The sequence below is a fragment of the Serratia sp. NCCP-200 genome (assembly GCF_059697885.1).
In genome coordinates this window covers 350,172-376,843 of record NZ_BAAKUJ010000003.1, presented here as the reverse complement: position 1 = coordinate 376,843, position 26,672 = coordinate 350,172, and the positions used below count along the sequence as shown (strand labels likewise).

At 53.0% G+C, this 26,672-nt stretch carries 27 protein-coding genes and 2 tRNA genes; 17 read left to right on the top strand and 12 right to left on the bottom strand.

Annotation, left to right across the window (positions count from 1 at the left end; translation table 11 throughout):
* Positions 1-42 precede the first annotated feature (42 nt).
* From eptA to rnt, 5 genes are all read left to right on the top strand, one after another.
* On the top strand, positions 43-1,674 hold the full coding sequence (gene eptA / locus AC6HVW_RS11910) for a phosphoethanolamine transferase EptA (RefSeq protein ID WP_071683646.1): 1,632 nt from the start codon (positions 43-45) through the stop codon (positions 1,672-1,674).
* A 161-nt stretch (positions 1,675-1,835) separates the two neighbouring features.
* Positions 1,836-2,441: a TetR/AcrR family transcriptional regulator gene (locus tag AC6HVW_RS11905; RefSeq protein ID WP_037413224.1), complete on the top strand. Its 606-nt coding sequence runs from the start codon at positions 1,836-1,838 to the stop codon at positions 2,439-2,441.
* 81 nt (positions 2,442-2,522) lie between these two features.
* Positions 2,523-3,620, top strand: coding sequence for an alkene reductase (locus tag AC6HVW_RS11900; protein ID WP_021178092.1), 1,098 nt, complete (start codon positions 2,523-2,525; stop codon positions 3,618-3,620).
* Between the two features lie 310 nt (positions 3,621-3,930).
* A complete protein-coding gene (gloA, locus tag AC6HVW_RS11895) occupies positions 3,931-4,338 on the top strand; it encodes a lactoylglutathione lyase (protein WP_071683647.1) in 408 nt (135 codons plus the stop codon).
* 69 nt (positions 4,339-4,407) lie between these two features.
* Complete coding sequence (gene rnt, locus AC6HVW_RS11890) at positions 4,408-5,088, top strand: ribonuclease T (RefSeq protein WP_021178094.1); 681 nt, start codon at positions 4,408-4,410, stop codon at positions 5,086-5,088.
* A gap of 84 nt (positions 5,089-5,172) precedes the next feature.
* On the opposite strand, the gene AC6HVW_RS11885 is transcribed toward rnt, so the two are convergent.
* Positions 5,173-5,520, bottom strand: a complete 348-nt coding sequence (locus AC6HVW_RS11885; RefSeq protein ID WP_172413932.1) for a Grx4 family monothiol glutaredoxin — start codon at positions 5,518-5,520, stop codon at positions 5,173-5,175.
* A 409-nt stretch (positions 5,521-5,929) separates the two neighbouring features.
* Between AC6HVW_RS11885 and AC6HVW_RS11880 the strand changes: the two genes are divergently transcribed.
* Both AC6HVW_RS11880 and sodB read left to right on the top strand, forming a co-directional pair.
* Positions 5,930-6,745, top strand: coding sequence for a C40 family peptidase (locus tag AC6HVW_RS11880; protein WP_071683648.1), 816 nt, complete (start codon positions 5,930-5,932; stop codon positions 6,743-6,745).
* A 214-nt stretch (positions 6,746-6,959) separates the two neighbouring features.
* The gene (gene sodB / locus AC6HVW_RS11875; protein WP_021178097.1) at positions 6,960-7,538 is read left to right on the top strand and encodes a superoxide dismutase [Fe]; all 579 of its coding nucleotides are present in this window, start codon (positions 6,960-6,962) and stop codon (positions 7,536-7,538) included.
* Positions 7,539-7,599: 61 nt separating this feature from the next.
* Here sodB and cydH read toward each other — a convergent pair whose 3' ends face one another.
* Positions 7,600-7,689 carry a cytochrome bd-I oxidase subunit CydH gene (gene cydH / locus AC6HVW_RS11870; RefSeq protein WP_158006235.1) on the bottom strand — a complete coding sequence of 30 codons (90 nt, stop codon included), beginning with the start codon at positions 7,687-7,689 and terminating at the stop codon, positions 7,600-7,602.
* Positions 7,690-8,013: 324 nt separating this feature from the next.
* Here cydH and purR point away from each other — a divergent pair, with 324 nt between their 5' ends.
* The gene (purR, locus tag AC6HVW_RS11865; protein WP_021804552.1) at positions 8,014-9,039 is read left to right on the top strand and encodes an HTH-type transcriptional repressor PurR; all 1,026 of its coding nucleotides are present in this window, start codon (positions 8,014-8,016) and stop codon (positions 9,037-9,039) included.
* Between the two features lie 32 nt (positions 9,040-9,071).
* On the opposite strand, the gene punR is transcribed toward purR, so the two are convergent.
* Positions 9,072-9,992, bottom strand: a complete 921-nt coding sequence (gene punR / locus AC6HVW_RS11860) for a DNA-binding transcriptional activator PunR (RefSeq protein ID WP_071683650.1) — start codon at positions 9,990-9,992, stop codon at positions 9,072-9,074.
* A 125-nt stretch (positions 9,993-10,117) separates the two neighbouring features.
* Here punR and punC point away from each other — a divergent pair, with 125 nt between their 5' ends.
* Both punC and cfa read left to right on the top strand, forming a co-directional pair.
* Positions 10,118-11,323 (top strand): purine nucleoside transporter PunC, encoded by a 1,206-nt coding sequence (punC, locus tag AC6HVW_RS11855; RefSeq protein ID WP_071683651.1) that lies wholly within the window; start codon positions 10,118-10,120, stop codon positions 11,321-11,323.
* Between the two features lie 340 nt (positions 11,324-11,663).
* Positions 11,664-12,815 carry a cyclopropane fatty acyl phospholipid synthase gene (gene cfa / locus AC6HVW_RS11850; RefSeq protein WP_071683652.1) on the top strand — a complete coding sequence of 384 codons (1,152 nt, stop codon included), beginning with the start codon at positions 11,664-11,666 and terminating at the stop codon, positions 12,813-12,815.
* A gap of 40 nt (positions 12,816-12,855) precedes the next feature.
* Here cfa and AC6HVW_RS11845 read toward each other — a convergent pair whose 3' ends face one another.
* Together AC6HVW_RS11845 and AC6HVW_RS11840 are read right to left on the bottom strand one after the other, a co-directional pair.
* Positions 12,856-13,149: an I78 family peptidase inhibitor gene (locus AC6HVW_RS11845; protein ID WP_037374799.1), complete on the bottom strand. Its 294-nt coding sequence runs from the start codon at positions 13,147-13,149 to the stop codon at positions 12,856-12,858.
* A gap of 36 nt (positions 13,150-13,185) precedes the next feature.
* Complete coding sequence (locus AC6HVW_RS11840; RefSeq protein WP_037374801.1) at positions 13,186-13,836, bottom strand: riboflavin synthase; 651 nt, start codon at positions 13,834-13,836, stop codon at positions 13,186-13,188.
* A 333-nt stretch (positions 13,837-14,169) separates the two neighbouring features.
* Here AC6HVW_RS11840 and AC6HVW_RS11835 point away from each other — a divergent pair, with 333 nt between their 5' ends.
* The 6 genes from AC6HVW_RS11835 (at position 14,170) to AC6HVW_RS11810 (ending at position 18,727) form a co-directional block, all read left to right on the top strand.
* Entirely contained in the window at positions 14,170-15,546 is a 1,377-nt protein-coding gene (locus AC6HVW_RS11835) for an MATE family efflux transporter (protein ID WP_071683653.1), read from the top strand.
* Positions 15,547-15,738: 192 nt separating this feature from the next.
* Positions 15,739-15,815, top strand: a tRNA-Val gene (locus tag AC6HVW_RS11830).
* Positions 15,816-15,836: 21 nt separating this feature from the next.
* Positions 15,837-15,913, top strand: a tRNA-Val gene (locus tag AC6HVW_RS11825).
* Positions 15,914-16,035: 122 nt separating this feature from the next.
* Entirely contained in the window at positions 16,036-16,341 is a 306-nt protein-coding gene (locus AC6HVW_RS11820; protein WP_071683654.1) for a cupin domain-containing protein, read from the top strand.
* A 429-nt stretch (positions 16,342-16,770) separates the two neighbouring features.
* Positions 16,771-18,183, top strand: coding sequence for a pyruvate kinase PykF (gene pykF / locus AC6HVW_RS11815; RefSeq protein ID WP_071683655.1), 1,413 nt, complete (start codon positions 16,771-16,773; stop codon positions 18,181-18,183).
* A gap of 307 nt (positions 18,184-18,490) precedes the next feature.
* Positions 18,491-18,727 (top strand): major outer membrane lipoprotein, encoded by a 237-nt coding sequence (locus tag AC6HVW_RS11810; protein ID WP_005165631.1) that lies wholly within the window; start codon positions 18,491-18,493, stop codon positions 18,725-18,727.
* A gap of 149 nt (positions 18,728-18,876) precedes the next feature.
* Here the strand turns inward: AC6HVW_RS11810 and AC6HVW_RS11805 are convergent, their stop codons facing one another.
* The 7 genes from AC6HVW_RS11805 to sufA all read right to left on the bottom strand — a co-directional run bounded on the left by AC6HVW_RS11805 (position 18,877) and on the right by sufA (position 25,765).
* Positions 18,877-19,896 carry a L,D-transpeptidase family protein gene (locus tag AC6HVW_RS11805; protein ID WP_071683656.1) on the bottom strand — a complete coding sequence of 340 codons (1,020 nt, stop codon included), beginning with the start codon at positions 19,894-19,896 and terminating at the stop codon, positions 18,877-18,879.
* Positions 19,897-20,177: 281 nt separating this feature from the next.
* Positions 20,178-20,594, bottom strand: a complete 417-nt coding sequence (gene sufE / locus AC6HVW_RS11800; protein ID WP_071683657.1) for a cysteine desulfuration protein SufE — start codon at positions 20,592-20,594, stop codon at positions 20,178-20,180.
* 17 nt (positions 20,595-20,611) lie between these two features.
* Positions 20,612-21,832 (bottom strand): cysteine desulfurase SufS, encoded by a 1,221-nt coding sequence (gene sufS / locus AC6HVW_RS11795; RefSeq protein WP_071683658.1) that lies wholly within the window; start codon positions 21,830-21,832, stop codon positions 20,612-20,614.
* The gene (gene sufD / locus AC6HVW_RS11790; protein WP_497569441.1) at positions 21,829-23,115 is read right to left on the bottom strand and encodes a Fe-S cluster assembly protein SufD; all 1,287 of its coding nucleotides are present in this window, start codon (positions 23,113-23,115) and stop codon (positions 21,829-21,831) included. The genes sufS and sufD overlap by 4 nt, the downstream gene beginning before the upstream one ends.
* Entirely contained in the window at positions 23,090-23,836 is a 747-nt protein-coding gene (gene sufC, locus AC6HVW_RS11785) for a Fe-S cluster assembly ATPase SufC (RefSeq protein WP_021804565.1), read from the bottom strand. Before sufC ends, sufD begins: the two co-directional genes overlap by 26 nt.
* Before the next feature lie 43 nt (positions 23,837-23,879).
* The gene (gene sufB / locus AC6HVW_RS11780) at positions 23,880-25,379 is read right to left on the bottom strand and encodes a Fe-S cluster assembly protein SufB (RefSeq protein WP_037374809.1); all 1,500 of its coding nucleotides are present in this window, start codon (positions 25,377-25,379) and stop codon (positions 23,880-23,882) included.
* A gap of 14 nt (positions 25,380-25,393) precedes the next feature.
* The gene (gene sufA, locus AC6HVW_RS11775) at positions 25,394-25,765 is read right to left on the bottom strand and encodes a Fe-S cluster assembly scaffold SufA (RefSeq protein WP_021178114.1); all 372 of its coding nucleotides are present in this window, start codon (positions 25,763-25,765) and stop codon (positions 25,394-25,396) included.
* A gap of 475 nt (positions 25,766-26,240) precedes the next feature.
* On the opposite strand from sufA, the gene AC6HVW_RS11770 reads away from it, so the two are divergent.
* Entirely contained in the window at positions 26,241-26,645 is a 405-nt protein-coding gene (locus AC6HVW_RS11770) for a hypothetical protein (protein ID WP_071683660.1), read from the top strand.
* Positions 26,646-26,672: the final 27 nt, after the last annotated feature.

Below are 26,672 nucleotides of genomic sequence, written 5' to 3'. Positions count from 1 at the left end.
AAATTTCGGCGCATTACCTCATGGCAGGATCCAGATTTGGCAATGCGCTTACGTCAATCATTACAATGCAACAGCTTGGGTTTTATCCTGGCTTGTGCCCTTTTCTTCACGGTTTTCCAGAACCTGCTATTTATTCACCAGGCCTGGTCATATATCACCTTTGATAGCGTACATAGCGTCATTTTTGCGGCGACTATGCCAGTGGTTATTTTCTGTGCCCTGAATATTATCTTCAGCGTATTAACCATTCCGTTCCTGCGTAAACCCCTGGTTATTCTGTTACTGCTCGGCAGCGCGGCGGCCAACTATTTTATGTTCAGCTACGGCGTGGTGATTGATGGCAATATGATGCAGAACGCCTTCGAGACCAACCCGCAGGAAGCGACGGCATTGCTCACCCCTCGTATGGGGCTATGGCTACTGTTGCTGGGCATTTTGCCTGCCGTTTTCGTGTGCTTTGTGCGCATCAATAAAACCCGCCCTTGGTGGTACATGATTGGCCTGCGCGCGGCCAATGTGATGCTTTCCGTGGTGGTGATCCTGTTGGTTGCAGCGTTATTCTACAAAGATTACGCCTCGCTCATCCGCAACAATAAAAGCGTGGTGAAAATGCTCACCCCAAGCAATTTTGTGTCTGGCACCATCAAGTACGCTCAACACCGCTATTTCCACCAAAATCTGCCGCTGGTCAAGATTGGTGAAGATGCTCATTTAGGCCCGGTGATTAGCAGCCAGACCAAGAAGACCCTGGTCATACTGGTGGTCGGCGAAACCGCGCGGGCAGAGAATTTTTCGCTAGGTGGTTACTCACGGGAGACCAATCCCCGCTTGAAGCAGGACAATGTGGTTTATTTCAAAAATGCCAGTTCCTGCGGTACCGAAACGGCTATCTCCGTGCCCTGTATGTTCTCCAACATGCCACGCGGCGACTACGACGCCACCTTGGCCGCACACCAGGAAGGCATGCTGGACGTGATGGCTCATGCCGGAGTGAACCTGCTGTGGCGCGAAAATGACGGCGGTTGTAAGGGGGCCTGCGATCGCATTCCACATATCGACATGACCAAGCTGAAGCTTTCGCAGTATTGCGACGGCGATGTCTGCATGGATAATGTGCTGCTGCATAAACTGGACGATTATATCAACGGCCTGAAAGGGAACGGTGTGATCGTACTGCATCAGATGGGAAGCCACGGCCCGGCCTACTACCGCCGCAGTACGCCCGAATTACGTCAGTTCTCACCCACCTGTGACAGCAACCAGATCCAGGACTGTACCCACGAGCAACTGATGAATACCTACGACAATTCGCTACTGTACACCGACGCCATGCTGGACAGCACCATCAAGCTGTTGCAGCAATACAGCGGCAAATTCAATACGGCGATGGTCTATCTTTCCGATCACGGTGAATCGCTCGGGGAGAATGGCATGTACCTGCACGGTACGCCTTATATGTTCGCGCCTTCTCAGCAGACCCACGTGCCTTTCCTGATGTGGATGTCGGCCGATTATGAACGCAATTTCGGCATTAATCGCCAATGCCTGCAATCCTTGGCGGATAACGACAAGGTTTCACAGGATAATCTGTTCCACACCCTGTTGGGCATGTTAAACGTGCAGACACGGCAATATCAGCCCGACCTGGATATTCTGCAGCGCTGCCGCAGCTAGACTGACGCAGCATGCTGCGCACCGGCATGAGGTCTTGTGCAGCAACTCGATAGAATGTAAGTTAGTCGACGTTTTTACCGTCAGAACCGGGGATTTTTTCCCGTTTTTTTTTTATCTACGACTTGACCTAGACCAATCGGTCTATTATTCTCATTTTCATTATGACAAAACAGACGAATTGCAACGGGGATACCCGAGAACATCTGCTCGCTACCGGCGAAACGCTCAGCCTGCGCCTTGGTTTTACCGGCATGGGCCTCAGTGAGTTGCTCGCTACCGCTGGCGTGCCCAAGGGGTCGTTCTATCACTATTTTCGCTCGAAGGAAGCCTTCGGCGAAGCGATGTTGCAACGCTATTTTGCCCATTACGACGCTCAAATGCAGGCTCTGTTTGCCGACAGCCGCAGCGACGCGCGTAATCAGTTATTAAGTTATTACGCCCAGGCCATCAGCTTCCACTGCCGTAGTGAGTGCCATAACGCTTGCCTGGCAGTGAAACTCTCCGCAGAGGTCAGCGATCTTTCTGAGCCTATGCGCCATGCGTTGGAAGCTGGCACCAGCCGCGTAATCGGTCATCTGCAAGACGCGATCGAACGCGGCATCCGTGAAGGCTCACTGGCTGTCACCATGAGCCCAGCGGCCACGGCGGAAACGCTGTATTCGCTGTGGTTGGGCGCATCGTTGCGGGCTAAAATCCGCCACTCGGTCGCCCCACTGACCTGTGCGCTGGAAAGTATCGAATTGCTGTTGCGCCCAGCGCAGCCATAAACTCCCTTTTTTACCCGAAAGACATTGTAGCGATATTGTTTATCATTACTAGTCGACTGGTCTAATACTATAGGATGTACTATGAAGATTGAAAAGTTGTTCTCTCCGCTCAAAGTTGGCCACACCACCTTACCCAACCGTGTGTTCATGGCCCCGCTGACTCGCCTGCGCAGCATCGAGCCAGGTGACATCCCTACGCCGTTGATGGCGGAATATTATGCTCAACGTGCCAGCGCTGGCCTGCTGATCACCGAAGCCACCCAGATTTCTTTCCAGGCGAAAGGGTATGCCGGAGCTCCCGGTCTACATACCCCAGAACAAATCGCCGCGTGGAAAAAAATCACCCAGGCGGTACATGACAAACAGGGGCATATCGCTGTGCAACTTTGGCACGTAGGCCGCATCTCCCACTCAAGCTTGCAGCCGGGCCAGCAGGCTCCCGTCGCGCCTTCAGCGATCAATGCCGAAACCCGCACCACGGTACGTGATGAAACCGGTGCCTGGGTGCGTGTGCCAACTTCTACCCCACGCGCCTTGGAAACCAACGAAATCCCGGGGATCGTCAACGATTTCCGCCAGGCTGCTGCCAACTCGCGTGAAGCCGGATTTGACTATATTGAACTGCACGCCGCGCACGGTTACCTACTGCACCAATTTATGTCTCCGGCGTCCAACCAACGTACTGACCAATACGGTGGCAGCATTGAAAACCGTACCCGTCTGACGCTGGAAGTGGTCGATGCCAGCATTGCTGAAATCGGTGCCGATCGCGTTGGTATCCGTATCTCACCGTTGGGCCCGTTCAATGGCCTGGACAACGGCGAAGATCAGGAGGAAGCGGCGCTGTATCTGATCGAAGAGCTGAACAAGCGCGGTATCGCCTACCTGCATATTTCCGAGCCGGATTGGGCCGGTGGCAAGCCTTACTCCACCGCGTTCCGCGATGCAGTAAGAGCGCACTTCCAAGGCGTGATTATTGGCGCGGGTGCCTATACGGCTGAGAAAGCGGAAGAGCTGATCGCCCAAGGCTTTATTGATGCCGTCGCCTTTGGCCGCAGCTATATTGCCAACCCAGACCTGGTGGAACGCTTTAAACAGCAGGCTCCACTCAACGAGCAGCGTGCGGATTTCTTCTACGGCGGCGGTGCCGAGGGTTATACCGATTACCCGACACTGTAACGCTCAGCTAAACAGGGGCGCTAAATACCGCAACACACTAAGCCTCTGACATGTGGGGTCATACAGGTTAGCCGACCGTTGAGCGCATCGACGCGCGATACGAGCCTCCATGGATGGATCCACGGCGTGTCGGCGTTCTGTATGGCTCCCGCCTGCTGCACTATTATCCGCAGCTATTTTTGTTTGTGACAACGTAACCTACTCTATCACCAACCGCACGCGTTGAATTGCCTTATGCGACAAGGCTATACTGTCTGACGCTGTTCAAGTCACCTGCCGTCAGCCGCGGCATATCCAATCAGAGGAAATTATGCGCTTACTCCATACCATGCTCCGTGTCGGCGATCTGCAACGCTCCATCGACTTCTATACCAAGGTATTAGGCATGCGCTTACTGCGTACCAGCGAAAACACCGAGTACAAATACTCGCTGGCCTTCGTGGGTTATAGCGATGAAAGCGAAGGCTCGGTCATCGAACTGACCTATAACTGGGGCGTCGACAGCTACGACATGGGCTCCGCCTTTGGTCATCTGGCACTGGGCGTCGATGATGTAGCAGCCACCTGCGACACCATCCGTCAGGCCGGTGGCAAAGTCACCCGCGAAGCTGGCCCAGTCAAGGGCGGTACCACCGTGATTGCCTTCGTCGAAGATCCAGACGGCTACAAGATCGAACTGATCGAGAACAAGCATGCAGGTCACGGCCTCGGTAACTGAGGTTTCTCCAGGGCGCGCCATGCGCCCTGCTTTCTATCTCCGCTGCACCAAGACAAGAAATTTGTCATAATGCGCGCTGAATTCGCTAAAGATAAGAAACTGATGGCCGAAAAAAGTGATCTTAACGCCCTGAGTGGCCGTTTCCGTGGGTTTTATCCCGTTGTTATTGATGTGGAAACCGCCGGGTTTCATGCTCAGACCGATGCGCTGCTAGAGATTGCCGCCGTCACGCTGAAAATGGATGAAAATGGTTGGTTGCAGCAAGATGAAACGCTGCATTTTCATGTAGAGCCGTTTGAAGGGGCGAACCTGCAACCAGAAGCGCTGGCCTTCAACGGTATCGACCCACATAACCCACTGCGTGGTGCAGTGAGTGAATATGATGCGCTGCATGCGATTTTCAAAGCCGTGCGTAAAGGCATTAAGGATCAGGGCTGTAACCGGGCGATCATCGTGGCGCATAATGCCAACTTTGATCACAGTTTCCTGATGGCCGCCGCCGAGCGCGCCAGCCTGAAACGCAACCCGTTCCACCCGTTTGCCACCTTTGATACCGCTGCGCTTAGTGGGCTGGTATTAGGACAGACGGTGCTGGCCAAAGCCTGTATCGCCGCCGGTATGCCGTTTGATAGCAGCCAGGCACACTCAGCCCTGTATGATACCCAGCAAACCGCCCAGCTGTTCTGTGAACTGGTCAACCGCTGGAAACGTCTCGGTGGCTGGCCGATTGCCAACGTTGAATCGCAATAGCTTACAGGCAAACTGACAGACATAAAAAATCGGGCGGCACTGTTAAAGGTGCCGCCCGATTTTATTGGGTAAAACCCTGCGCCATTAAGGCTGCTGGTCTTCCTGATCTTTATACTTTTCGGCCGTTTCTTTGATCAACGGCTGCAGTTCACCACGCTGGTACATCTCGATGATGATATCGCAGCCGCCAACCAGTTCACCATCGACCCACAGCTGCGGGAAGGTTGGCCAGTTGGCGTACTTTGGCAGCTCGGCGCGGATGTCCGGGTTTTGCAGAATATCAACATAGGCAAAACGTTCGCCACAGGCTGAAAGCGCCTGCACGGCCTGAGCAGAGAAACCGCAGCTTGGCAATTTCGGTGAGCCTTTCATATACAGCAGGATCGGGTTGGCAGAAATTTGCTGCTGAATTTTTTCAATCGTCGTCATTATTGCTTCCTCAAGCCACATCATGGCTACAACATGCATCACACTGGTATTGTAGCGGCAGGACCGGTGCCAAGAAAACGCCATCTTTTGCAGGGACATTCTCTGATTGCCTCAGCAAAAGCGGCGGTCACACAGAACCGGTTAAAACATGGCCTCAGAATAACATTTTTAATCGGGACGTTTCACTATTATATTTGCGCTGCCCAATGCTGGCGAGCATTAAGCCAACCACATGATCTGTGTCGCTTTTTTAGACGGCAGACGTTTGATTTTGCAACAATAAAAATGCCATTAACGTTTTCTCACAATATGGATTAGTATTTATGAGATCCACGCTGTTTTATAGGGTGAATTTCGGGAATACTGTGACTCATTCGATTTCTGTTTCGGAGCCAAGGTTGGTAACGTCGATATGCGGTTAATTATTACACTTTTTGTGCTGCTATTTACGCAGCTCTTCTTCAATTTGGCGCACGCTGCGCCACAGGCACGTGTTTCTGCCGAGCAGCGCAAGAGTCACGTTAATGAAGCCCGGCCTGACGACCGCAAGAAAAAGAAAGCGGTGAAAGCCAATAAAAAAGTGAAGGCAGCCACCCCTCCGAAAACGCTAAAAACCAAACCAGCAACCTTAAAGACCGCAAAAAAAACCACCCGCGTTAAAACCAAAAGCCAAGCAACCAAAACAGCCAAGCTAAAAGTAACTCCGCCTAAAAAAGGCTATAAAAAAGGTTATGGTCGCCATCGTGAAGAAGGTAAAGCTACGGCAAAATTGGCTGGCCGCGAAAAGCCGTTGAAACTTTCCGCCGCTCACAAAAAACGCTACCAGCACGCCAAGCAAACAGCTATGGCCAAGCTGATGGGGCAAATGGGCAAACCCTACCGCTGGGGTGGGTCTTCACCTGGTACAGGCTTTGACTGCAGCGGCCTGATTTATTACGCGTACAAAGACGTGGTGAAAATCAAAATGCCGCGTACCGCCAACGAAATGTACCACCTGCGTGATGCAGCGCCGATCAAGCGTAATGAGCTGGAGAAAGGCGATCTGGTGTTCTTTCGCATCAACAACCGTGGCACCGCCGATCACGTTGGCGTCTATCTTGGTAACGGTAAGTTCATCCAGTCACCGCGCACCGGTGAAGAAATTCGCATCAGTCAGTTGGATAACGACTATTGGCAAAACCATTACATTGGTGCCCGCCGCGTAGTGACCCCTACCACCATCCGTTAACCTTTCACGGCTGAGCCAACTGCTCGGCCGTGCTCTCTATCACCCGCTGCAACTTTAAACAATCAGTCACTTGGCACACTTTGGATGTTCTTTTCCCTCCGAAAGTTGTTAAGATTAATAACCATAACAAAAGTGGTGCAATTGCGTTTTTCCGCCCTCGGCCCCTTAGGCCTGCAGCGTCGGAGAGGCGTATTGTCTATAAAAGGAGAAAGCAATGTCGTTTGAATTACCTGCATTACCATATGAGAAAAACGCTCTCGAACCGCACATTTCCGCAGAAACGCTGGAATACCACTATGGCAAGCACCATAACACCTACGTGGTTAACCTGAACAATCTGGTGAAAGGCAGCGAGTTCGAAGGCAAATCCCTGGTCGAGATCGTCAAGACCTCCACCGGCGGCGTGTTCAACAACGCCGCTCAGGTCTGGAACCACACCTTCTATTGGCACTGCTTATCACCGCAAGGTGGTGGCGAGCCAACGGGCGCAGTGGCAGAGGCCATCAATAAGTCATTCGGCTCCTTCGCCGCCTTTAAAGAGCAGTTCACCGATGCCGCCGTGAAAAACTTCGGCGCGGGCTGGACCTGGCTGGTGAAAAAAGCGGACGGTAGTCTGGCGATCGTCAGCACCTCAAATGCGGCAACCCCGCTGACCGGCGCAGACGTTCCGTTATTGACCGTTGACGTGTGGGAGCATGCTTACTATATCGACTACCGCAATGCGCGGCCAAAGTACCTGGAAAACTTCTGGGCGTTGGTTAACTGGGCGTTCGTGGCAGAAAACCTGGCTTAACGGCGGGTGACTAGCTAATAAGGCGCGGCATGAAGCTGCGCCTTTGTTTTTCTGCTACGGATCAGTTCAATGCGGCAATAAAACTGAACGCAATAATCATTGCCAAAGCACCCACGGTGGTGAGTAATGACATCTTCAAATTGGTATCCATATACAACTCCCTCTCAGATTGGCTTTTCCAGAGCATAAGCCACACAGTTTATACGTCAAATCATTTTCCCACAGTTCGTGATTAAAATCTTGTTATGCTTTCCCCGCTGATAATTACCGATTAGCTCTTCCACTTTTCTTCAATATGCGACAAAATCCGCAGTTCACAACTGCGTACCGATAAACTGCCCCTCCCTGTTCAAGCGATTTACGACTTCAGCACTAAAAACTCAGTTTTCGCTTATCTGGGGAAGGATCTACGCAGGCAAACGATTAACATCATACTTACATGCTGTAACATGTGGGTTTAGGAGTCATTTTTTACATGGCAACGATTAAAGATGTGGCCAAACGCGCTGGCGTTTCTACCACTACCGTTTCGCACGTTATCAATAAAACGCGTTTCGTCGCCGAAGATACCAAAACGGCCGTTTGGGCCGCCATCAAAGAGCTGCACTATTCACCTAGCGCGGTGGCCCGCAGCCTCAAGGTCAACCACACGAAATCGATCGGTTTGCTCGCCACCTCGAGCGAGGCCCCCTATTTTGCCGAAGTGATCGAAGCTGTGGAAAACAGCTGCTACAGCAAAGGCTATACCCTGATCTTGTGTAACTCGCACAATAATCTGGATAAACAGCAAGCCTATCTGGCAATGCTGGCGCAAAAACGCGTCGATGGCTTGCTGGTGATGTGCTCAGAATATCCAGATCAGCTACTGGGCATGCTGGAAGATTACCGTAATATTCCCATGGTGGTGATGGATTGGGGTACCGCGCGCGGAGACTTCACCGATACCATTATCGACAATGCCTTCGAGGGCGGTTACCTGGCAGGCCGCTACCTGATCGAACGTGGCCACCGTGACATCGGTGCCATTCCTGGTCAACTGGCGCGTAATACCGGTGGAGGTCGCCACCAGGGCTTTCTGAAAGCCATGAAGGAAGCCAACATCGAAGTGCGCGAAGAATGGATCGTGCAGGGGGATTTCGAGCCTGAATCTGGCTACAAAGCCATGCATCAGATCCTGTCGCAAAAGCATCGTCCAACCGCCGTTTTCTGTGGCGGCGATATTATGGCCATGGGGGCGATCTGCGCCGCCGATGAGCTGGGGTTGCGTGTACCGCAGGATATCTCGGTGATTGGCTACGACAACGTGCGTAATGCCCGCTACTTCACCCCGGCGCTGACCACCATTCACCAGCCGAAAGAGCGCCTGGGCGAGATGGCCTTTACCATGCTGTTGGATCGCATTATCAGCAAGCGTGAAGAATCGCAGGTGATTGAAGTACATCCAAAACTGATCGAGCGCCGCTCAGTCGCCGATGGTCCTTTTGTCGATTACCGCCGTTAACTCCTGTTGGGGCGCTGCAATACTGCGCCCGATTAACCACCCGGCTCCTCTTCACTGAGCCATTCCTGATTGAGCGTTTCGCTGTCGCCCAGATAGTCCAACAGCCAGGCCATGGCCGGAGACTGGGCGTTTTGCTGCCAGGTCAGGCAGCAGGCACTGGGCGGGAAAGGCTCATGCAGTGGCAACACTACCAATTCACCACTTTGTACCAACGGCAATACCCGATGCGCGGGTACCATGCCCACACACAGCCCGGCACGCAAACAATCTACCGCAGAAACCCAGTCCGGCACGGTCAATCGCCGCTGGTTATCCAGCGACCAGGTCACCCGCTTGGGTAAATTGCGCGAAGTATCTTCCAACAGCAACGAGGGATAAGGCCGTAGCTGTTCGTCGCGCAGCTTTCCTTGCAAGGCGGCGAGCGGATGTTTAGCATGTACTACACAGAGCCAATTCATAAAGCCCATATCGCGAAAGGCAAAACCGCCGCCCACCGGCACCGCACGCGTTGCACCAATGGCCATCTCAGCGCGGCCATCGACCAGCGCATCCCACACGCCGTTGAATACTTCCGGCTGCACCATCAGTTCTACGTCGGGGAAATGGCGATAAAAATCCAGCACCAGCTGGCGGCTGCGCTGGGGTTTGACGATCAGATCGACCGCAATCCGCAGTTGCCCGCGCCAACCGTTGGCCACCTGCTGACACTGTCGTCGGGTATCGAGCATTTTTTTGATAACAACTCGCGCCTCCTTAATAAACAGCGCCCCCGCCGGCGTGAGTTCCACATCGCGGTGACGGCGTTCAAACAGCGGCACCGCCAACCATTGCTCCAGTTGGCGCACCGTATAGCTCACAGCAGAAGGAACGCGGTGCAGCTCCTGTGCCGCCGCGCTGAAACTGCCGGTCCGCGCTACCGCATCTACCACATCGAGTGAATATTCAGACCACATATGTTTGCCTTCAAATTTTTTAACAGCACCTTGCAAATATTACCGTTTCACAAGCAGAGATCCAGCCGTATACACTTGCCGGCGCTTCAAAACCTGCGACAACATAATTTTAACGAGAAATAGCAATGCGAAATTTTGGATTTATGTTCTACCTGGCCGGCCTGAGTATGTTGGGCTATCTGGCTACCGATATGTACCTGCCCGCCTTTGGGGCAATGCAGCAGGATCTGCAAATCTCCGCTGGGGCAATCAGCGCCAGCCTGAGTATCTTCCTAGCAGGCTTTGCCTTTGCCCAGTTGCTGTGGGGGCCGCTGTCCGACCGTATTGGCCGTAAGCCCGTGTTATTGATTGGCCTAGCGCTGTTCGCCGTCGGCTGTCTCGGTATGCTTTGGGTCGAGAACGTGGCGCAACTATGGTCACTGCGCTTTATTCAAGCCATTGGCGTCTGTTCCGCCGCCGTCACCTGGCAGGCGATCGTGGTCGATCGCTACCGCGATGGCAAAGCCAACCGTGTTTTCGCCTCCATTATGCCGCTGGTCGCCCTCTCTCCGGCGCTGGCCCCACTGCTGGGTGCCTGGTTGCTCAACCATATGGGATGGCGGGCCATCTTCGCCGTGCTGTTGGGGATCACCGCCCTGCTGCTGATCCCCACCTTGCTGCTGAAAGATCGTAGCAGACTGGTACCTTCCGCCGATAAAAAGCCCAGCCTTGGCTTTATGCAGATCTTGAAATCCCCGGTGTTCAGCGGCAACGTGATGGTTTTTGCTGCCTGTTCTGCTGGCTTCTTCGCCTGGCTGACGGGTTCACCCTTTATCCTCGGCGATATGGGGTATAGCCCCAACGATATTGGCCTGAGCTATGTGCCGCAAACGCTGGCCTTCTTATTAGGGGGTTATAGCTGCCGTAGCGCCTTAAATCGCATCTCTGGCAAAACCTTGCTGCCGTGGTTACTGTTAGCTTACGGTGTCAGCATGGTGGCGTTGTATCTGATTGCCACGCTAAGTGAACCAACGTTGACCACTCTGCTGATCCCGTTCTGCTTTATGGCGTTAGTAAACGGTGCCAGCTATCCTATTTTAGTAGCCAATGCGTTGATGCCCTTCCCCAACAACAGTGGCAAAGCTGCTGCGCTGCAAAACACGCTGCAGTTGGGATTATGTTTTATCGCCAGCCTGTTGGTTTCGGCATTTATCGCCCAACCGCTGTTAGCCACGGCTACCGTAATGGTGGCTACCGTATTTTTGGCGGCCTTGGGATATCTGATCCAGCGTGGGAAAGGAACGGATGAAACGCAGGTGACACAGCAGGAGCATGCCGACTCCGTGTCATAATTATCTCTGTAAATAGTCACTTAATGAAAATTCTTGCCGAGCGCGATTTGCAGTTGAGTCTACGCCTCGGCAAGCCTATACTCAAAAACGACCTTTTAGAATAACAGTTATACTAAGTTCTTATTGCAGCAACTGCTGCGTACGTGGATGGCATCACACTTTATTTAAGGTTGCATTTACCCGCGTCCTTTGACGCAGGGAGTCTCTTAAATTTCCTCTGTTCAAGTCGAATTTCAGACACCACGGTGAATTTTTACCGTAGGTATACGTATGTCCCTGTAGAAATTGTCTACGCTAAATTCTGCAGGATCATAAGTCAGAAGAAGGTGATGGAGAAGCTATGAGTTCATCGTGTATAGAAGATCTGAGCATCCAGGACAACCATTGGTATCGTATCGCTCATGAAATGCTTAGCATGGCCGGCATTGAAATCAATGGTTCACGCCCTTTCGATATTCAGATCAATAATCCCAATTTCTTTAAACGCGTACTGCAAGACGGCTCTCTGGGGCTGGGCGAAAGCTATATGGACGGTTGGTGGGAGTGCGAACGGCTGGACATATTTTTTCAGCGGGTTGTCGCAGCTGGCCTGGAAAAGAAACTGCCCCACCACCTGAAGGATATCTTGCGTATTGCCGCCGCCCGCCTGACCAATCTGCAATCCCCAAAACGTGCCTGGATTGTTGGCAAAGAGCATTACGACCTGGGTAACGATTTGTTTACCCAGATGCTGGATCCCTATATGCAATATTCCTGCGGCTATTGGCAACAGGCCACGACGTTGGAAGAGGCACAAGAGGCCAAGCTACGGTTGATTTGCGAAAAACTGCACCTGCAGCCCGGTATGCGGGTATTGGATATCGGCTGTGGCTGGGGCGGTCTGTCTGCTTATGCGGCCAAGCACTACGGCGTTTCCATGGTGGGCGTCACCATCTCCGCCGAACAGCAGAAAATGGCGCAAGAGCGCTGTGCCGGGCTGGACGTGGAAATTCTGCTGCAGGATTACCGCGACCTCTACCAGCAGTTTGACCGCATCGTCTCGGTCGGCATGTTCGAACACGTTGGGCCGAAAAACTACCGAACCTATTTCGAGGTGGTGGAACGTAATTTAAAACCCGATGGCATTTTCCTGTTGCATACCATTGGTTCCAACGAGACCGATATGAACGTTGATCCGTGGATCAATAAATATATCTTCCCCAACGGTTGCCTGCCGTCGGTGAAACATATTGCCGAGGCCAGCGAAGGCCGTTTCGTCATGGAAGATTGGCATAATATCGGCGCAGATTACGATCGCACCCTGATGGCCTGGTATGAACGTTTCAAACAGAGCTGGCCACAGCTGGCATCGCGCTATTCCGAACGTTTTGAAAGGATGTTCAGTTATTACCTTAATGCCTGCGCAGGAGCGTTCCGCGCTCGCGATATTCAACTTTGGCAGGTGGTATTCAGCCCTAAAGGCGTCGAAGGCGGTCTGCGAGTTCCCCGCTAAAATCCTTTACCCCAACCCACAGGGTTGGGGTAAAGGGTTATTAACCGCAATAAACGCGAATGATTTTGTCTTCACTGTCACCCAGGAAGTTCAAGCGCTTTAGATTGAAGTCCATGGTTACCATAGAGTTATAAGGAATAGTTCGTACCTGCTGGGGAATATTGACCCCGTCCAACGCAGACAGCGGTTTACCCACATAATTCTGATACTGCGATGCACCACAGGTATCATCTTCAGCCTCGGCAGACTGTGAGTTCGCCTGTTCTGGGGAGCTTGAACAGGCGGTCAACGCCAACAGCGCCGCTAGCATCATCGTTTTCCCGTAAAACTTCACGTTTGGCTCCTATGTGTGGTTATTGGTGCAGGGTTATCAGACTTTGGGTACAGACGGCTTGGTGACAGCTAACGCAGCCTCACGATTAGCTAGCACACGCTCGACGGTATCCACCACCGCTTGAGTTTGCGGATCGATTTCGATATTGACCTTATCGCCCAGGCGCTTTTTACCCAGCGTGGTGCGCTCAAGGGTTTCCGGGATCAAATGCACACAGAAACGGTTATTGACCACCTCGCCTATGGTCAGGCTGATGCCATCGATGCCGATGAAACCCTTATGCAGCACATATTTCATCAAATCGATATTCGGCATACGCAGCCAGATCTGGCGATTATTTTCCGAGGTATAAATCTTGGTGACTTCCGCCGTACAGATAATATGCCCGGACATCAGGTGTCCGCCGATTTCATCGTTAAACTTGGCGGCTCTTTCCAGATTGACCACATCACCCAGTTTAAGATCGCCAAGATTGGTCAACCGCAGAGTCTCTTTGATCAAATCAAAGCTGACGCGATTGCCTGCGATCTCCGTGACGGTCAGACAGCAGCCGTTGTGGGCTACCGAGGCCCCCAACTCCAGCCCTGGTAACAGCTCATCAGGCATTTCAACAACGTGGGTACGGAAGTTGGGTTTTTCATCAATGGCAACCAGCGGGGCGGTGCCTTGTACGATACCGGTAAACATGTTGGCCTCTTCTTTATGACTATGTTCAACGCGCTGTAAGCAGTTTGCCCCAGTTACGGCAGAAAACCAAACGCACAGCGGCAAAAAAGCAGTGCTTGCCTAGTTTATATCCTGGGATTAGCGTCCTCAGCTAACTGCGCTGTAGTTTCAAGGCGACGAATAGAGACTCTTGGATTTCAAGCTACAGCTTGAAAGACGACGAGTATAACTATTTCTTTACAACCTTTGCTTAACCCCGACTAGCAGGTACAATCTTTTCGGCATATTCCGCAGTTTTTAGTTGTTGCTGATGCAGCGACACCCCTTCCCATAAATAATTAGAAAGGTGTATACGTGCAGAAGTACTTTATTGAGGCGCGTAGTTTATTGGCCCTCGCAATTCCGGTCATCATCGCGCAAATATCCCAAACCGCAATGGGCGTGGTCGATACCATCATGGCTGGCTCTTATAGCGCCACGGATATGGCCGCCGTTGCCGTCGGGACCTCTATCTGGCTGCCGACCATTCTGTTCGGCCACGGTTTACTGCTGGCCTTGACCCCGGTGATCGCCCAGCTCAACGGCGCGGGCCGCCGCGATCGTATCGCGTATCAGGTGCGCCAGGGCTTTTGGCTGGCATCGGGGGTTTCACTCCTCATTATCGCCGTGATTTATAACAGCCAGTTGGTGATCGACATGATGCACAACATCGATCCGCTGCTGGCTGAAAAGGCCGTTGGTTTCCTGCATGCCATTATGTGGGGAGCTCCCGGCTATTTGTTCTTCCAGGTCGTCCGTGGCCAGTGTGAAGGCTTATCCAAAACCAAGCCCGGCATGGTAATCGGTTTTTTGGGTCTGCTGATCAACATCCCGATCAACTACATAATGATTTTCGGCAAGTTTGGCATGCCGGAAATGGGCGGCGTCGGTTGTGGTGTCGCCACCGCCAGCGTGTATTGGATGATGTTCCTGATGATGCGCTGGTATGCCAAACGTGCATCCTCGCTGCGGGATATCAAGCTGGAGGAAGGCGCACGCCGTGGCCCTGACTGGCAGGCGTTAAAACGCCTGATCGGCATCGGTCTGCCGGTTGCCCTGGCCTTGTTCTTTGAGGTGACGCTGTTTGCCGTGGTGGCATTATTGGTTTCACCGCTCGGCATCGTTGCGGTTGCCGGACACCAGATTGCCCTGAACTTCAGCTCACTGATGTTTGTACTGCCACTGTCGCTCGGCGTTGGGGCCACCATTCGCGTTGGGCATCGTCTGGGCGAAGGCTCGGTAGAGGGCGCTCGGATTGCCGCCTATGCGGCAATTGCCGTCGGCATCGCCATGGCCAGTTGCTCGGCGTTGTTCACCGCCGCGTTCCGCGAGTCTATCGCCCTGCTGTATAACGATAACCCTGCGGTCGTGACCATGGCCTCCCATCTGATGCTGCTGGCGGCGATTTACCAGATATCCGATTCCATCCAGGTGATCGGTAGCGGTATTCTGCGGGGCTATAAAGATACCCGGGCGATCTTCTACATCACCTTTGTGGCCTATTGGGTTCTCGGATTGCCAAGCGGCTATCTGCTGGCGCTGACGGACTACATCGTGCCGGCGATGGGGCCAAGCGGATTCTGGTTCGGCTTTATTATCGGCCTGACCTTCGCCGCCATCATGATGGTATTGCGGATGCGTTGGTTACAGCGCCAACCCCCGGCGTTGATTTTGCAGCGTTCCACCCGTTAATAGCGTTCGCCGGTTTGTCCCAGGCAAACCGGCGAGTTCCTCGCCAGCCATTGCAGAAAAAACCGCCTTACTGCACATAAGCTCAGCAATCGCGTGAAATACCAAATAAAATTGCGTTTTTCCCCTTGCCAGCGGCCAGGTTGCTCGTTAATATTCGTCCCCGCTGTCAGCCATGACAGAGAGGAAAAAGATGCGTCTGTAGCTCAGTTGGTTAGAGCACCACCTTGACATGGTGGGGGTCGATGGTTCGAGTCCATTCAGACGCACCAAATTCCTGAAAGTAGCACAGTGCGTCCGTAGCTCAGTTGGTTAGAGCACCACCTTGACATGGTGGGGGTCGATGGTTCGAGTCCATTCGGACGCACCACTTCTTGTTTCGCTTCCCAGTATTATCTCTCGCCTAACGGCAACCCAATTTAACAGTAATACCGGACAGAGCGTCAGCCCGTCGCGTATCATCAGCGCAGTATCCTGATGGAGGTATTTTTGATGTCGGTTTTTAAATCACAGCTGCCGTTCGAACAACTCGACAATGGCCTCGCCCGCCGCCAAGGGCTAATGAGCGATGGGAGCACCGCCTGGGAAGTCAAGTTTGCCGCAGGCACCTTTGACCAACTGCAAAAACGTCCCTACCCCCAACACATCCGCGTCCTTTCTGGGATCTTTGAATTCACCGTCGGCAGTGACGTGCATACTCTGATGGCCCAGGAAACGTTGGCGATCCCTGCCGCTACCGTTTTTGGCTGTTTCTGTCTGGATGACGGAGTCCTGCTGGAAATCCAGCAAAATGTTTGAAAACGTGAACACAGTCACTTTATTTTTTTCGAAAACATAATCCGTTACAGTAATGCTAATTGCGCAACAAACCCGTAGGCAGGCGGCTTATTTGCGCCACATTTGCTGACTTTATGTACAAAACTGCCAACGACTGCGGTTTTTTGTTTTGTTTCCAGCCGCATAGCCTTATAATGCGCAACGTCTTTCAGTTGAATGGTTTCAGCCCTTGATCTGCGAAAACGCAATTACAAAAAATTCTCATCCTCGCTTTTTGCGCAGCCTACCCGCACCTGGGCATCGGCCGAATTTTTCCACCCCATTTCGACCAAGGTCACCTATCCTTAACTATGTTTTGCATTGCCAGGCACAACCCAAATCCCTTACCGATGGCCTAGCCGCTGGTACCGTTAGTTTTATAATCCATCACAACTTGCAGAAAAAATCGTCATGAAAAAGACCAAAATTGTTTGTACTATCGGCCCGAAAACCGAGTCGGAAGAAATGCTGACCAGCCTGCTGAACGCGGGCATGAACGTAATGCGCCTTAACTTCTCCCACGGCGATTATGAAGAACACGGTAACCGCATCAAGAACATGCGTGCGGTAATTGCCAAAACCGGTAAAAACGCCGGTATCCTGCTCGATACCAAAGGCCCGGAAATCCGTACCATGAAGCTGGAAGGCGGCGTTGATGCAACCCTGGTTGCTGGCCAGACCTTCACCTTCACTACTGACCAGAGCGTTATCGGCAACAAAGAGCGCGTTGCGGTGACCTACCCTGGCTTTGCTGCCGACCTGAAGATTGGCAACACCGTACTGGTGGATGATGGCCTGATCGGTATGGAAGTGACTGCGGTTACCGAAAGCGAAGTGATCTGTAAAGTACTGAACAGCGGCGATCTGGGCGAAAACAAAGGCGTTAACCTGCCGGGCGTATCCATTCAGCTGCCAGCGCTGGCCGAAAAAGACAAACGTGACCTGATCTTCGGTTGTGAGCAAGGCGTAGATTTCGTTGCGGCTTCCTTTATCCGTAAGCGTTCCGACGTGCTGGAAATCCGTGAGCACCTGAAAGCCCACGGCGGCGAAAACATTCAGATCATCTCCAAGATCGAAAACCAGGAAGGCCTGAACAACTTCGACGAGATCCTCGAAGCGTCTGACGGCATCATGGTAGCTCGTGGCGATCTGGGTGTTGAAATCCCGGTTGAAGAAGTGATCTTCGCGCAGAAGATGATGATCGAGAAGTGTAACCGCGCACGCAAAGTGGTTATCACCGCGACCCAGATGCTTGATTCAATGATCAAGAACCCGCGCCCTACCCGTGCAGAAGCCGGTGACGTTGCCAACGCCATCCTGGACGGTACCGATGCGGTGATGCTGTCTGGTGAAAGCGCCAAGGGTAAATACCCGCTGGAAGCCGTTACCATCATGGCAACCATCTGCGAACGTACCGATCGCGTGATGCCTAGCCGTATCGACACCCTGAACGACAACCGTAAACTGCGTATCACCGAAGCGGTGTGCCGCGGTGCGGTAGAAACTGCCGAAAAACTGGACGCGCCACTGATCGTGGTTGCTACCAGCGGCGGCAAATCAGCCAAATCCGTGCGTAAATACTTCCCTAACGCCGTGATCCTGGCGCTGACGACCAACGAAGTCACTGCCCGTCAGCTGATCCTGAGCAAAGGTATCACCACTCAGATGGTCAAAGAAATCGCTTCTACCGACGACTTCTACCGCATTGGTAAAGAAGTTGCTTTGGCGAGCGGCCTGGCACAGAAAGGCGACGTCGTGGTGATGGTTTCTGGTGCTCTGGTACCAAGCGGCACTACCAATACTGCCTCGGTTCACGTGCTGTAATAATAAACGTGACAACAAGTCTGTGACCCAAACGCCGCTAAGCGGCGTTTTTTTTATCTGCAATAACGCACTTTCAGAAAAACGCAACCATTAAAGCGGTTTATTTCGCCAATTTCATTTGAGAGTTGTCCCATAGAATCAGGCTGTTTTCCTTCGATTTTTTAACTATTTTGCAAAAGAAGATGCAAGTTTGAGCGAACGATCAAAATAAAGGGCCCTAATACAAAAAATTTATTCTCTTTCGAAAAAAGTTTGTGTAATACTTGTAACGCTACATGGAGATTAACTCAATCTAGAGGGTGTTATAATGAATCGTACTAAACTGGTACTGGGCGCGGTAATCCTGGCTTCTACTATGCTGGCTGGTTGCTCAAGCAACGCTAAAATCGATCAACTGTCTTCTGACGTTCAGACTCTGAACGCTAAAGTTGATCAGCTGAGCAACGACGTGAACGCAATCCGTTCTGACGTTCAAGCAGCTAAAGACGACGCAGCGCGCGCTAACCAGCGTCTGGACAACCAAGCACACGCTTACAAAAAGTAAGTTTGCTTCGGTTATTGAAAACGGTGCACATTGTGCACCGTTTTTTTTTGCCTATAAATAATCCCTGTACATCACCCCATCCAATACCTTAGGCACAAAAAAAAGGGCCAGGCTCAATGCCGGCCCCCATTACTTTCGCCCATCAGGGTTTAGTTCACCGAGCTAATCGGTGCACCAGTCTCACCAGAGGTATCAGCCCCCTCACCAGGGAGTGCTGTAGGCGGTGTAGTGACCTCGGAAGGGTCTTGCCCTACACTGACCAGCACTGGCATGCCAGAACGCCTTACGATGGCGCTGTCGAGCATTGCCTTATCGGTCTGTGGATCGGCAGCAAAGGCTTTCTGATTTTTAGAAAGCGCGATTGGCATGGTCTGCGGATCGTCACTGGCCACTCTGGACAATGGCTGATGCACTTCTACATAGCGTTTGCCGTCTGGCTCAACGGAGACTTTCAGCGGTTCATTGACGATTTGCACTCTGGTGCCTTGTGGCACCTGGTTGAACAGCGCTTCGATATCGTCCGGGCGCAGGCGGATACAGCCTGAGCTCACACGCATCCCGATACCAAAGTTGGCATTGGTACCGTGGATCAGGTATTCACCGTGCCCCATGGCCAGACGCATGGCAAACAGCCCCATCGGATTCTCAGGCCCGGCCGGTATTACCGCAGGCAAAGTCACGCCCTGTGACTGGTAGCGCTTGCGGATGTTGGCAGTGGGCGTCCAGGTTGGATTCGGGATCTTCTGGCTGACCGAGGTCACCTTCAGCGGCGTATTCATACCGGTCTGGCCAATACCGATCGGGTAGACGATCACCTTATCTTCCCCTTTCGGGTAATAGTACAAGCGCAGTTCCGCCAGATTGACCACAATTCCTTCACGTGGGGTATCCGGCAGCAGCATCTGTGTCGGGATCGTCAGCGCCGACCCCGGTTTAGGCAAATAGGGATCGGTACCCGGGTTGGCTTCCAGCATGCCCAATAGCCCAATCTTGTAGTCAGCCGCAATGGCTTCCAGCGAACGGCCATCGTTTGGCACGTTGTAAATCGTATTCTCACCAATCAGACGGCTGCCTGGCGGCGGCAATGGGTATTCGTTCGCACTGGCGGCCTGGGTGCCGGTCAGTACGGTGGCGAATAGCACGCCCATTAGAGTCAACGCACGTTTCATTCTGATCCCTATAGTTATTACGGTTCATTGCAAGGCTAGCGGTCACTGGCCAGCAGGTAAATAAGATAAATGCTCGTTCGATATTAGCAAGATCCGATTTAAAGGCAATAAATTGCAAAAAATCAACATGTTATAACGTAATCAAACGCAGGAATTGTCAATGACTCGTCAATGGGTAAGCGGCTGAAATATTTATGATTTATGGAAAAAAGGTGGGATTTGGCAGGAATTGTAAAGGCTCATTGACATAGCGTGCCATCAATAAGCCTTGGGATATCCTGTCAGGCGAGCTGGGCTGCTTTACTGCGAATAGCGCGGATCATCGCCTCCAAACCTTGAGAACGAGAAGGCGTCAGATGTTGGCTCAAGGCCAGTTCGCTGAAGAATGGGCGTATATCCAGATCGAGGATTTGCTGCGGCGTAAGCTCATGATAAACAATAAACACCACCGCCAGCAGCCCCTTGACGATAGCAGCATCGCTATCGCCATGAAACTCAACCTGCCCTTGCGCGTTGTTGCTCATCACGATCCAGACCTGGCTTTGACAACCGGAAATCAGGTTGGCCGCCTGCCGCTCACGTTCATCCAGCGGTGGCAACTGGCTACCTAGTTCGATCACATACAGGTACTTCTCTTCCCAGTTCAGGCAGCGGGAAAAATTACGCACCAATTTATCTTTGTCCGGCAAATGCGCCATGGGGCTCCCTTTAATGATTAGCCTAACAAGCTGTGGATGCGCTGCAAACCGGCGACCAGCCGGTCCACTTCCTGCCGGGTATTGTACAACGCCAGCGAGGCACGGCACATACTTGGTACCTGGTAGAACTCCATCAACGGCATGGCGCAGTGGTGCCCGGTGCGGATCGCAATGCCGTATTGATCCAGGAAACTGCCCACGTCGTAGGCATGATGTTCACCTAGATTAAAGGCAATCACGCCGTCACGCTGCGCAGGGCCATAAATCTTCAGCGTTGGCACCTGCTGCAATCCATCCAATGCGTAGCGCATTAGAGATTGCTCGTGATCGTGGATGTTTTCCAGCCCCAGAGCCTCGACATAGTCGATGGCAGCCCCCAGCCCCATCATACCCGCCGTATTAGGTGAACCGGCCTCAAAACGCCATGGCGGCGCTGCAAAGGTAGTACCTTGCGTCAGGCTGACCCTTTGGATCATCGCGCCGCCGCCTTCCCACGGTGGCATCTGTTCCAGCAACGACTGCTTGCCATACAGAATGCCGATACCGCTAGGCCCGTACAGCTTGTGGCCGGAGAACACATAGAAATCACAGTCTAGCGCCTGGACATCGATACGCTGATGCATTACCGCCTGAGCGCCGTCCACCAGCACTTTCAGCCCAGCAGCTTTGGCCACGGGAACGATCTCATGCAGTGGGTTGACGGTTCCCAACACGTTCGATACCTGGGTGATCGCCAACAGCTTGGTGGAGGCATCGATCAGGCCCGGCAGTTGTGCCAAATCCAAGGTACCGTCTGGCTGCAATGGCCAGACACGCAGCGTGATGCCTCGCTCCTGCGCCAGCATTTGCCACGGCACAATGTTGGCGTGGTGCTCCATCTCGGTGATGATGATGCTGTCGCCCGCCGTCAGCAGATGGCGGCCAAAGCTGTTAGCCACCAGATTGATGCCTTCGGTGGTGCCTTTGACGAACACGATTTCTTCCGCCGAGCCCGCATTGATAAAGCGCGCCACTTTCTCACGCACGCCCTCCATCTGCTGGGTAGCTTCGGCGCTCAACGTATGAATGCCGCGGTGAACCGCGGCATAACCGTGACAGTAGAAATCCAGTTCGCGATCAATCACGCTCTGCGGTTTCTGCGCGCTGGCAGCACTGTCCAGATAAGCCAACGGTTGCCCATTGACCTCCCGAGCCAGCAGGGGAAAATCACTACGTACCCGTTCTAGGGGATAACTCATGCCGCCTCCCGGGGTAAACGATCGGCGATACGAGCCAGCACCAACTCCCGTATGACCGGGTCGGAAATGCCCTCTGTCAGTTCAGCGGCAAAGGCAAAGATGATCACCTGCTGCGCCGCGTGCTTATCAATACCGCGCGATTGCAGATAGAACAGCTGTTCTTCATCGATCCGGCCCACGGTGGCACCGTGGCTGCATTTGACATCATCGGCGTAGATTTCCAGCTGCGGTTTGGTATCGACCTCCGCCACCTTGCCCAACAACAGGTTGTGGTTGTTCATCTGGCCGTCGGTTTTGATCGCGTGTTGCGCGACCTTGATCATGCCGTTAAACACTGCTTTGGCCCGATCGCTGACCACCGTTTTGTGCAGTTGGCGGCTTTCACAGTAGCCTTTGTTGTGTTCCAGATAGGTACGGGTATCGCATACCTCTTTACCTACCGGCAGCACCAGGCTGTTGATGACCAGATTGCTCCCCTCACCGTTTAACTGCGCACTGGTGTGGTGGCGTGTCAGCCCCGCCCCCAACAGGAAGCTATCGCTTTTAACACGCGCATCGCGGCCAACCAGCAGGTCGTTATGGGCAAAGTGGTAACTGGCCTGGCTCTCGAACGCCAGTTTGCAATGATGCAGCTCGGCATTATCACCCACCGTCACGGTCAAGCGCGCACCGGTGAAGTGGGCCGCAGCGCTGACGCTGGCATAGTGTTCGATGACCGAAGCTCGTGCACCACTCGCAATCTCGATATGGTGCCGGTGATGCAGCGTATTCACTTCTCCGGGCTGCTCGCGCCCGGAGCTGAGATGCAACAGATAGAGCGGTTTAACCGGAGCTTTGCCCGCCGCCAGGCTAATCACGCTGGTTTCCTGCGCCAGGCTTTCGGTCAAATGCAGAAAGATTTCTGGCTGGATCGGCTCCGGCAGCGCTATTGGCGCATCATAGGTCACCCTGTTCAACTGGTAGTCACCAAGATCCTCATCGCTCAATTGCGGACATAAGCGCCCATCGACAAACACCAAGCGATACGCATCAATCTTCAACGCTAACTGGTCACGCTGCTCCTCGCTAATCACGTGGTCTACGGGCTCCAGAAACTGCTGCTCCAGCAAACCTTCCAGCGGGGTATATTTCCAGTTTTCCTGCTTGCGAGTCGGCCAGCCTTGGCGCAAAACCTGCTGCCAATGGGCTAACGCATGCGCAGACTGCTCGCCGCCGCGCGCTTCGAACAGGCTGTACATCTGCTGTAGTGCCCGTGAATTACTGTTGGTCGGAAAGCCAGCCATAGCCCTGCTCCTCCAACTGTTTCACCAATGAGAAATCACCAGACTTCACGATGCGCCCCTGGGAAAGCACGTGAACGTAATCCGGTTTGATGTAATCAAGAATGCGCTGATAGTGGGTGACAATAATAAAGGCACGCTTGCCGTCACGCAGCGAATTGACGCCGTTGGCGACGATCTTCAGGGCATCGATATCCAGCCCGGAATCCGTTTCATCCAGAATGCACAGCTCCGGCTCCAGCGCGGCCATTTGCAGAATGTCGTTGCGTTTCTTCTCGCCGCCGGAAAAACCGACGTTGACCGAACGGGTCAACAAATCTGCTGGCATATTCAGCAACTCGATCTTCTGTTCGATAAAGTCGGCGAAGTCGAAGCGATCCAGCGCCTCTTGGCCACGGTAATTACGCACCGCATTCACCGAGGTCTGCAGGAAGAAATGGTTGCTGACGCCGGGGATCTCTACTGGATACTGGAACGCCAGGAATACGCCCTCACCGGCCCGATCCTCAGGAGCCAGCTCCAGCAGATCTTTGCCTTTAAACGTCACTTCCCCTGCGGTGACCTCATACTCTTCCCGGCCAGCCAGCGTGGCGGAAAGCGTGCTTTTGCCGGAGCCGTTGGGCCCCATAATGGCGTGCACTTCGCCCGGTTTGATGTCCAGGCTCAGCCCCTTGAGGATCTCATTACCTTCGGCGCTGACGTGCAAATTCTTGATACTTAACATGCTGTGTCCTCTAATCGCGCTGCTGCGCTATAAATACGGGTGCTTAACCGACGCTGTGTTCCAGGCTGATAGCCAGTAACTTCTGTGCCTCTACGGCAAACTCCAGCGGCAGCTCGGAGAACACGTCCTTGCAGAAACCATTGACGATCATCGAGATGGCATTATCTTCGCTGATGCCCCGTTGCAGGCAGTAGAACAGTTGGTCGTCACCGATTTTCGAGGTGGTAGCCTCATGCTCAAGCTGGGCGCTGTTATTGCGAGTTTCCACATAAGGGAAGGTATGCGCCCCGCTGTTGGGCCCGATCAGCATCGAATCGCACTGGGTAAAGTTACGGGCGTTTTCCGCTCCAGGCAGGATTTTCACCAGCCCACGATAGGTATTTTGGCTGTGTCCGGCGGAGATCCCTTTGGCAATAATGGTCGACTTGGTGTTTTTACCAATGTGGATCATCTTGGTGCCGGTATCCGCCTGTTGGTAGCCGCTGGTCAGCGCCACCGAGAAAAACTCACCGATCGAGTTGTCGCCCTGCAAGATCACGCTTGGGTATTTCCAAGTGATGGCTGAGCCGGTTTCAGACTGTGTCCAGGACATTTTGGACCCTGAGCCTTCACACAGCGCACGCTTGGTGACGAAGTTAAGAATACCGCCTTTGCTTTCGCCGCCGCCGGAGAACCAGTTTTGCACCGTGGAATACTTCACTTCGGCGTCTTTATGCAGGATCACTTCAACCACCGCCGCATGCAGCTGATAGCTGTCGCGTACCGGCGCTGAGCAGCCTTCGATGTAGCTGACATAACTGCCTTCATCGGCAATCAGAATGGTGCGTTCAAACTGGCCGGTTTTCGCGGCGTTAATACGGAAATAGGTGGAAAGCTCCATTGGGCAGCGTACGCCCTTCGGCACGTAAACAAAGGTGCCGTCGGAAGCCACCGCAGCGTTGAGTGCGGCAAAGAAGTTGTCGTTATGCGGCACCACTCGGCCCAGATACTTACGTACCAAGTCTGGATGGTCGTGAATGGCCTCACCGAACGAGCAGAAGATCACCCCGCTCTCCGCCAGCTTTTCACGGTAGGTGGTCGCGACGGAAACCGAGTCGAAAATGGCGTCTACCGCGACTTCGCTACCTTCACGCACCGGTACACCTAGCTGATTAAACGCCAGTTCAACTTCGCTGGTCAGGTAGCCGTTTTCCGAACTGGCACCAGGCTGCTGCTCCGCCCCAGGCTGAGAACCGCAGGAGTCATCACAGCTGCCGCAGGACGGCGCTGAATAGTAGCTGTAATCCTGATAGTTCAGCTTGTCATAGTTGGCTTTCAGCCAGTGTGGCTCTTCCATTTGCAGCCAGGCACGGTAAGCCTCCAGGCGGAATTCCAGCATCCACTCGGGTTCGTTACGCTTGGCCGAGATGGCGCGTACCACCTCTTCGTTGATACCTTTGGCCAACTCATCGGTGGCCAGTTGGGTAAAGAATCCTTCCTTGTAGCGACCTTCGCTGACCCAAGCCGGTACATCTTTCGCTGTTTCTACGTTGCTTCGTGTCATGTTGATTGCATCGCTTAAACGCCAAAGCTCTCACCGCACCCGCAGGCGTTCTGAGCTTTAGGGTTATTAAATTTGAACATCTGATTCAGCCCTTCCCGAACAAAATCTACCGTGGTGCCATCGATAAACGGCATCGCTTTGAGCGGCACGAACAGCTTGGCCCCGTCGCGTTCGAACAACAGATCGTCGCTGGCCGGTTCGCGGGTCAAATCCAGTACGTAGGCAAAGCCCGCACAGCCAGATTGTTTGACGCCGAGTTGCAGCCCTTTCACCTGAGCATCCTGCTGCATGAGTCTGATTATCTGCTTCACCGCGCTGTCGCTCAGCGAAATGCCTTGCCAGACGTTGTCTGCCAAGGAAAAAGTACCAACATCTTCCGTATGCATATGGCCTACCTCACATTCGTGTTTTACTACAGCCGATCTGGCTTACCGCCCATGTTAGTGATAATGATTATCACTTCAACCGTTTGTTTTGCGGGGGTATTTACCAAACGCCCGGATTTACGCTCGGCAACACGATAAATCGATGGCGCATCCAGGCAAAATAGACACGGGGATAATTTTTATCCCTCTGAATTCATTGCAATTCATCATATCTCGTACGGCTTATCCCGCTGCCCCGACAAGGTTATAGCGCCGGATAAGTCGTCTGTTTTAAACATTCATAGAAAATACCTATTTCTGCATTTTGTCTGTCTGAAAAATGCCTTTCCCTGCTTTAAGTCTAGTCGCTCGCGTGTTTTTAGCCCGTGGCGGTCAAAAGACCCACAACAGAAAAAAAACTGAGGGGAGCATTGATCATCGCCACAGCTGCAAATATGATAATGATTATCATTAAGCTTTAATTGGGCGTGGACCTATGGCTATCTCGATGAATGCGTGGCTGCTGGGCAAAATTGATGAATACAAGTTCAACATCCGTGATGCCACGGTGGATTTCTATATGGCGGAAGCGGCGCTACAGCGGCCGGAATGCAACATCAATCATCTGAAGCGTTACAACGGTGTCAGCCTTGGCATGGCGAATTTATGCCTGGAAAATGGCGATGACGAGAGTTATCTGCATGCGCTGAGCAAACTGCATAACCGGCTGATCGTCGAGATCAACAACCCACAGCGCTGTCAGCTGTTCCGCGTGCAGTGCTATCATTTTGCCCGGCATACGCTAACGCTGATTTGCCAGAAATATTCGATGGAAGGCGGCTGGGACAAGGCTACCGCTTTTCAGAAGGATTTTGTGAAACGGGTACCGTTCCAACTGTAACGTTTGCCCCGCAGGCGATAACCTGCG

Bases quoted from the DNA above. Each gene is read 5' to 3' on its own strand.
- cydH (WP_158006235.1), bottom strand. From the start codon at position 7,689: ATGGATACCAATTTGAAGATGTCATTACTCACCACCGTGGGTGCTTTG.
- pykF (WP_071683655.1), top strand. From the start codon at position 16,771: ATGAAAAAGACCAAAATTGTTTGTACTATCGGCCCGAAAACCGAGTCG.
- AC6HVW_RS11905 (WP_037413224.1), top strand. From the start codon at position 1,836: ATGACAAAACAGACGAATTGCAACGGGGATACCCGAGAACATCTGCTC.
- AC6HVW_RS11880 (WP_071683648.1), top strand. From the start codon at position 5,930: ATGCGGTTAATTATTACACTTTTTGTGCTGCTATTTACGCAGCTCTTC.
- punC (WP_071683651.1), top strand. From the start codon at position 10,118: ATGCGAAATTTTGGATTTATGTTCTACCTGGCCGGCCTGAGTATGTTG.
- sufA (WP_021178114.1), bottom strand. From the start codon at position 25,765: ATGCATACGGAAGATGTTGGTACTTTTTCCTTGGCAGACAACGTCTGG.
- sufS (WP_071683658.1), bottom strand. From the start codon at position 21,832: ATGAGTTATCCCCTAGAACGGGTACGTAGTGATTTTCCCCTGCTGGCT.
- AC6HVW_RS11805 (WP_071683656.1), bottom strand. From the start codon at position 19,896: ATGAAACGTGCGTTGACTCTAATGGGCGTGCTATTCGCCACCGTACTG.
- AC6HVW_RS11770 (WP_071683660.1), top strand. From the start codon at position 26,241: ATGGCTATCTCGATGAATGCGTGGCTGCTGGGCAAAATTGATGAATAC.
- AC6HVW_RS11810 (WP_005165631.1), top strand. From the start codon at position 18,491: ATGAATCGTACTAAACTGGTACTGGGCGCGGTAATCCTGGCTTCTACT.
- sufD (WP_497569441.1), bottom strand. From the start codon at position 23,115: ATGGCTGGCTTTCCGACCAACAGTAATTCACGGGCACTACAGCAGATG.
- AC6HVW_RS11840 (WP_037374801.1), bottom strand. From the start codon at position 13,836: ATGTTTACCGGTATCGTACAAGGCACCGCCCCGCTGGTTGCCATTGAT.
- purR (WP_021804552.1), top strand. From the start codon at position 8,014: ATGGCAACGATTAAAGATGTGGCCAAACGCGCTGGCGTTTCTACCACT.
- cfa (WP_071683652.1), top strand. From the start codon at position 11,664: ATGAGTTCATCGTGTATAGAAGATCTGAGCATCCAGGACAACCATTGG.
- sufB (WP_037374809.1), bottom strand. From the start codon at position 25,379: ATGACACGAAGCAACGTAGAAACAGCGAAAGATGTACCGGCTTGGGTC.
- eptA (WP_071683646.1), top strand. From the start codon at position 43: ATGCGCTTACGTCAATCATTACAATGCAACAGCTTGGGTTTTATCCTG.
- gloA (WP_071683647.1), top strand. From the start codon at position 3,931: ATGCGCTTACTCCATACCATGCTCCGTGTCGGCGATCTGCAACGCTCC.
- punR (WP_071683650.1), bottom strand. From the start codon at position 9,992: ATGTGGTCTGAATATTCACTCGATGTGGTAGATGCGGTAGCGCGGACC.
- sufC (WP_021804565.1), bottom strand. From the start codon at position 23,836: ATGTTAAGTATCAAGAATTTGCACGTCAGCGCCGAAGGTAATGAGATC.
- AC6HVW_RS11900 (WP_021178092.1), top strand. From the start codon at position 2,523: ATGAAGATTGAAAAGTTGTTCTCTCCGCTCAAAGTTGGCCACACCACC.
- sufE (WP_071683657.1), bottom strand. From the start codon at position 20,594: ATGGCGCATTTGCCGGACAAAGATAAATTGGTGCGTAATTTTTCCCGC.
- rnt (WP_021178094.1), top strand. From the start codon at position 4,408: ATGCGCGCTGAATTCGCTAAAGATAAGAAACTGATGGCCGAAAAAAGT.
- sodB (WP_021178097.1), top strand. From the start codon at position 6,960: ATGTCGTTTGAATTACCTGCATTACCATATGAGAAAAACGCTCTCGAA.
- AC6HVW_RS11820 (WP_071683654.1), top strand. From the start codon at position 16,036: ATGTCGGTTTTTAAATCACAGCTGCCGTTCGAACAACTCGACAATGGC.